The sequence below is a fragment of the Enterococcus ureilyticus genome (assembly GCF_001730315.1).
Taxonomy (GTDB): domain Bacteria; phylum Bacillota; class Bacilli; order Lactobacillales; family Enterococcaceae; genus Enterococcus_L; species Enterococcus_L ureilyticus.
Genome location: NZ_MIKC01000024.1, coordinates 1 through 5471 on the forward strand (window position 1 = coordinate 1; position 5471 = coordinate 5471).

Here is a 5471-nt window from a genome sequence, read left to right on the forward strand (position 1 = left end):
TCGCTAATCCTCGGCCGCCTTCGTTATAGCCGCCTTCACATTGATTGGCTGCAGTTGCGCCACCCCATAAAAAATCTTTTCTAAATGCCATGTCAAAATTCCTTTCTATATAAGGCTTACGATAGCATCCGTTTGAGTCTACCGTAAGCACCATTCTCTTCTATTTATTTTTAAGTTAAACCAGTAATTAGTGTATCATCGGACGTTACTTCACGATCTTGCGTTTCTACAATATCTAGATAATCACCCGTATTTGTAACGATAATCGGTGTTTCAACACTATAACCTGCTTCTTTAATTGCTTCAATATCAAAGGTAACTAATAATTGTCCTTTTTTCACTTTGTCGCCTTGCGCTACTTTTGCTTCAAAACCATTTCCTTCTAGTTGGACGGTATCCATACCGATATGGATCAATAACTCCATTCCTTGATCAGAAATTAACCCTATCGCATGTAAGGTTGGGAACAAGGTCATAACAGTTCCGTCAAATGGTGCTCTTACAACTCCTTCAGTTGGTTCAATCAAAACACCTTTACCTAAAGCACCTTGTGCAAATGCTTGGTCACTAGCTTGGGTCAAAGGTAAAACACGACCTTTAACTGGACTTAATACTGCTTCTTTAATTGCTTTTTGAGCATTTTTATTTTCAGTTATTTCTTCCATAACTGTATCATCCTTCCAGAAGAAGAACGTTAAAGCAAAACCGATTGCCATTGCGATTAAAATGGCTACAAAAGAATGAATCATTCCACTCGCATCATCACCATTGATAAAGTTTAAAACACCAAAGATTCCTAAACCACCCATTGTATAAGAAGTAACACCATTAAACATTAAATACAAACCACCAACTGCCGCTCCAATCATTGAATAAATAAACGGAGTCTTTTTAGGTAATGTAATTCCATAAATTGCCGGTTCCGTTACTCCAAAGATACCTGAAATAATTGCTGGCGGGCATAAAGCTTTCACTTTTGTATCTTTTAGCTTGAAGAACATTGCCATAACTACTGCAGTTTGTGCAAAACTTGCTGCAAATGATCCTACTAATACTTGACTTGCACCTTCTTGAGTAATCTGCATAATTGCAAGCGGCACAACACTCCAGTGTAATCCAAAAATAACCAATACTTGCCAGAAGAAGCCAAGAATAACGCCATATAAAGCTGGTGAGAAGCCCATCAATGCTTGGAAGCCAGCACTTAGTAAATCTGTCAACATACTAATGATTGGACCGATTACTAAGAAACCAACTGGTAGTGCAATTAACAATACAAAAAATGGTACCAAGAATGTTTGGACAACTTCAGGAATCAGTTTCTTGAAGAGTTTTTGAATCTGAGCTGCAAATGCCACAATGAATATGATTGGTACGACACTACTAGTATAACCAGCACCAACCCAAGGAATGCCTAAAAATGTATTATAAGCTGGTAATCCTAATAAACTGTATGGTGCTGCTGCTCCTGCTCCAGCAGTTTCTTCAAATACAGCTTGTAATGCGCTGCCTTGTACTGTTGGGTAACAAAGTGCTGCCCCGATGACAATACCCACCATTGGGTTCAAATTGAATTTTCTAGCAGCTGTATAACCTAGAATAACTGGCATAAAATAGAATATCGCATCTCCGATACCGTTTAGCATCGTGTATGTTCCAGAAGTATCTGAATATAATTTCAAGAAAACAAGTAATGCATTTAATCCTTTTACCATCCCAGCTGCAGCTAGTGCTCCTAGAAAGGGTTGGAAACAACCGCTCAAGATATCAATCAAACGATTGAATAGATTTCCACCAGAAGATTCTTGTTCTGCATCAGCGGAAATTCCTGCAATACTTACAACATCTTCATAAACTGCGGGTACATGATTCCCAATTACAACTTGGTATTGGCCACCACTTTTCATAACAGTCACAACGCCATCCATATTTTTTAAAATTTCATCATTTGCTTTTGATTCATCTTTCAACTTAAATCGCAAGCGAGTAATACAGTGAGTCAAACTATTAATATTTTCTTTTCCGCCTACATTATCAACAATTTTCTGCGCTAAATCACGATATTTTCCCATTTTTTTGTTCCTCCAAAGTTTAGTTTGTTAGTTAACACATTTGAAGGTTTAGCCAACTTAATGTCACTATCCAAAGGGTTTTTCTTTATAACTATGCTATCCACCTTTCTTTTTATAAAAAATCTAAGCTAAGATTTAATAATCTTACTGACTATTTGTTTGTACCACTCGTGCAATGTGAATAATTAAATACATTTTTTCTTCTTTTGAAATTGTATAATGATAACTTTCGGTTAAAAAATCAGCAATCTTATTCACACAATTATAGGCATTACGATATTTTTTTTTGATTACTTCATATAATTCTCCGTCATCTTCATCCTGGAATTCTTTATGATTTAATAAACGATAAGCAAAAAATTTTAAATGAGTACTAAAGCGATAAAAATAAACAGAGTCTTTATTATAAGTAATTTTAAAATGATACTTAACAATATTCGTAATTTCCTGCATGATTTTTGTTAACTCGTAGACATTCCCAACTTCTTCATCCATTTCCGCATTCACTATATGCAGTGCTATAAATCCTGCTTCATCTTCTGGAAGTTGAACATCGAATTTTTGTTTAACCATTTCTAATGCTTTATTTCCAATGTCATATTCATCTGAAAAAAAACGTTTAATATCCCATAATAGGAAGTTTTTCACTTCAATCCCTTGACGTATTCGCTCTAAAGCAGTATGAAGATGATCGGTTAAAGAAATAAAGATTGTATCATTTAATTTTCTGCCGAGCTTTGTTTTAGCATACTTAATAATCTCATCTGACAATTGCATCACTTCTAAAGGCAAATCACCAAGTAATTCTTGAAACTTCAAAGAAGTATCCTTGTTTGCTAAACGAAATACTTGATCTATTTGACCTTCTGCAACAAAGTCTCCAATTTTTCTTTTAAAAGCAATACCACGCCCCATCACTATTTGTTCCTGCTCATTTACATCCAACGTAATCACAACATTATTATTCAAAATTTTTTGAATAATCATTTTTTCACTCCTTTATTCAGATTTACTCCTTCAATTGTAAAAAAAGAAAAACCCAACCTTTCCAAAAAAGAAGAATCTCCTCTTCATTGGAAAAATTAGGTTTAGCTTGTATTTAAACAATCACTATCCATTTATTCAGTTGTTGAGTACAAGCATAGAATACCTTATTATCAGTGGGATGTCAACGTTTTCATAATTATTTTATAAAAAAACATTCAGCATAAAGCTAAATGTTTTTTAACATGACCCGTACGGGAATCGAACCCGTGATACCGCCGTGAAAGGGCGGTGTCTTAACCGCTTGACCAACGGGCCATTTAAAAATTATGGGCCTAAATGGACTCGAACCATCGACCTCACGCTTATCAGGCGTGCGCTCTAACCAGCTGAGCTATAGGCCCTTAAAGAAAAAAGCGGGTGACGAGAATCGAACTCGCGACGGCAGCTTGGAAGGCTGTGGTTTTACCACTAAACTACACCCGCATGCTTCTTCTTTGAAATGGCGCAGGACAGAATCGAACTGCCGACACACGGAGCTTCAATCCGTTGCTCTACCAACTGAGCTACTGCGCCAAGAAACTAAAGTGATAACGGTCTGGACGGGACTCGAACCCGCGACCTCCTGCGTGACAGGCAGGCATTCTAACCAGCTGAACTACCAAACCATTCGTTATTGTGTTGCGTCACTAATAACTTTTTGCTTCTTTAAAAGCAATTGCGGGGGCAGGATTTGAACCTACGACCTTCGGGTTATGAGCCCGACGAGCTACCTGACTGCTCCACCCCGCGATAATTATAGTCTATCTTGACTATAGAAAGGTGATACTCTTGGTGATTTCTAGTAAGGTTTACTTCTCTCACTTTCTTCGCCAAGTATTGATAACCACAGTGCTTTAGCACTGATGTTTATCAACAAAGGAGGATAAGGGATTCGAACCCTTGCACGGTTTTACCCGCCTGACGGTTTTCAAGACCGTTCCCTTCAGCCGGACTTGGGTAATCCTCCGGAATAAATATAAAAAATGACCCGTACGGGAATCGAACCCGTGATACCGCCGTGAAAGGGCGGTGTCTTAACCGCTTGACCAACGGGCCGCTATGAAACGGAGAAGGAGGGATTTGAACCCTCGCGCCGGTTACCCGACCTACACCCTTAGCAGGGGCGCCTCTTCAGCCACTTGAGTACTTCCCCAAGAAAATAATTTAAAAATGGGCCTAAATGGACTCGAACCATCGACCTCACGCTTATCAGGCGTGCGCTCTAACCAGCTGAGCTATAGGCCCATAAAGCGGGTGACGAGAATCGAACTCGCGACGACAGCTTGGAAGGCTGTGGTTTTACCACTAAACTACACCCGCAAAAATTTAAAACGGTCTGGACGGGACTCGAACCCGCGACCTCCTGCGTGACAGGCAGGCATTCTAACCAGCTGAACTACCAAACCATTCGTTATTGTGTTGCGTCACTAATAACTTTTTGCTTCTTTAAAAGCAATTGCGGGGGCAGGATTTGAACCTACGACCTTCGGGTTATGAGCCCGACGAGCTACCTGACTGCTCCACCCCGCGATAATTATAGTCTATCTTGACTATAGAAAGGTGATACTCTTGGTGATTTCTAGTAAGGTTTACTTCTCTCACTTTCTTCGCCAAGTATTGATAACCACAGTGCTTTAGCACTGATGTTTATCAACAAAGGAGGATAAGGGATTCGAACCCTTGCACGGTTTTACCCGCCTGACGGTTTTCAAGACCGTTCCCTTCAGCCGGACTTGGGTAATCCTCCGGAATAAATATAAGTGTCACTACAATGGACCTTGTAGGACTCGAACCTACGACCGGACGGTTATGAGCCGTCTGCTCTAACCAACTGAGCTAAAGGTCCTTGGCTCTTAAAAAGGAATCGCGGCGAAGGGGATCGAACCCCCGACCTCCCGGGTATGAACCGGACGCTCTAGCCAGCTGAGCTACACCGCGAAAATAATAAATTGTTACTAATGGAGCCTAGCGGGATCGAACCGCTGACCTCCTGCGTGCAAAGCAGGCGCTCTCCCATCTGAGCTAAGGCCCCACAAAATGAATCGGGAAGACAGGATTCGAACCTGCGACCCCTTGGTCCCAAACCAAGTGCTCTACCAAGCTGAGCTACTTCCCGTATTTTAAAATGCACCCAAAGGGAGTCGAACCCCTAACCTCTTGATTCGTAGTCAAGCACTCTATCCAGTTGAGCTATGGGTGCTAAAACAAGGATCAAAGCCAGATGAATTCATCTACTTCGTACTTGCCAACATCTATTCTGTCAATTGTACAATTGACATTTATAGTGTTTCAAAGCAATGCCGAGGACCGGAATCGAACCGGTACGGTGATCACTCACCGCAGGATTTTAAGTCCTGTGCGTCTGCCAGTTCC

General features: G+C 40.3%; 3 protein-coding genes and 19 tRNA genes. All 22 read right to left on the minus strand.

Annotated elements, in window-relative coordinates:
* A partial coding sequence (locus BCR24_RS16520) for a family 1 glycosylhydrolase (RefSeq protein WP_141707043.1) occupies nt 1-91 on the minus strand: 91 nt, incomplete at its 3' end.
* A 79-nt stretch (nt 92-170) separates the two neighbouring features.
* Nucleotides 171-2072, minus strand: coding sequence for a beta-glucoside-specific PTS transporter subunit IIABC (locus tag BCR24_RS10175; protein WP_069640451.1), 1902 nt, complete (start codon nt 2070-2072; stop codon nt 171-173).
* Between the two features lie 144 nt (nt 2073-2216).
* The gene (gene licT / locus BCR24_RS10180; protein ID WP_069640452.1) at nt 2217-3059 is read right to left on the minus strand and encodes a BglG family transcription antiterminator LicT; all 843 of its coding nucleotides are present in this window, start codon (nt 3057-3059) and stop codon (nt 2217-2219) included.
* 243 nt (nt 3060-3302) lie between these two features.
* A tRNA-Glu gene (locus tag BCR24_RS10185) sits at nt 3303-3374 on the minus strand.
* A gap of 12 nt (nt 3375-3386) precedes the next feature.
* Nucleotides 3387-3460: transfer RNA gene (locus tag BCR24_RS10190), tRNA-Ile, on the minus strand.
* Nucleotides 3461-3471: 11 nt separating this feature from the next.
* Nucleotides 3472-3542: transfer RNA gene (locus tag BCR24_RS10195), tRNA-Gly, on the minus strand.
* A 17-nt stretch (nt 3543-3559) separates the two neighbouring features.
* Nucleotides 3560-3632, minus strand: a tRNA-Phe gene (locus tag BCR24_RS10200).
* 18 nt (nt 3633-3650) lie between these two features.
* A tRNA-Asp gene (locus tag BCR24_RS10205) sits at nt 3651-3724 on the minus strand.
* A 50-nt stretch (nt 3725-3774) separates the two neighbouring features.
* Nucleotides 3775-3848: transfer RNA gene (locus BCR24_RS10210), tRNA-Met, on the minus strand.
* A gap of 127 nt (nt 3849-3975) precedes the next feature.
* Nucleotides 3976-4065, minus strand: a tRNA-Ser gene (locus BCR24_RS10215).
* 17 nt (nt 4066-4082) lie between these two features.
* Nucleotides 4083-4154: transfer RNA gene (locus BCR24_RS10220), tRNA-Glu, on the minus strand.
* A 9-nt stretch (nt 4155-4163) separates the two neighbouring features.
* A tRNA-Ser gene (locus tag BCR24_RS10225) sits at nt 4164-4251 on the minus strand.
* 18 nt (nt 4252-4269) lie between these two features.
* Nucleotides 4270-4343: transfer RNA gene (locus BCR24_RS10230), tRNA-Ile, on the minus strand.
* 4 nt (nt 4344-4347) lie between these two features.
* Nucleotides 4348-4418, minus strand: a tRNA-Gly gene (locus BCR24_RS10235).
* A 12-nt stretch (nt 4419-4430) separates the two neighbouring features.
* A tRNA-Asp gene (locus tag BCR24_RS10240) sits at nt 4431-4504 on the minus strand.
* A gap of 50 nt (nt 4505-4554) precedes the next feature.
* Nucleotides 4555-4628, minus strand: a tRNA-Met gene (locus BCR24_RS10245).
* A 127-nt stretch (nt 4629-4755) separates the two neighbouring features.
* A tRNA-Ser gene (locus BCR24_RS10250) sits at nt 4756-4845 on the minus strand.
* Nucleotides 4846-4870: 25 nt separating this feature from the next.
* Nucleotides 4871-4944, minus strand: a tRNA-Ile gene (locus BCR24_RS10255).
* 18 nt (nt 4945-4962) lie between these two features.
* Nucleotides 4963-5036, minus strand: a tRNA-Met gene (locus BCR24_RS10260).
* Nucleotides 5037-5057: 21 nt separating this feature from the next.
* Nucleotides 5058-5130, minus strand: a tRNA-Ala gene (locus BCR24_RS10265).
* A gap of 10 nt (nt 5131-5140) precedes the next feature.
* Nucleotides 5141-5214, minus strand: a tRNA-Pro gene (locus tag BCR24_RS10270).
* Nucleotides 5215-5224: 10 nt separating this feature from the next.
* Nucleotides 5225-5298, minus strand: a tRNA-Arg gene (locus BCR24_RS10275).
* Nucleotides 5299-5471: the final 173 nt, after the last annotated feature.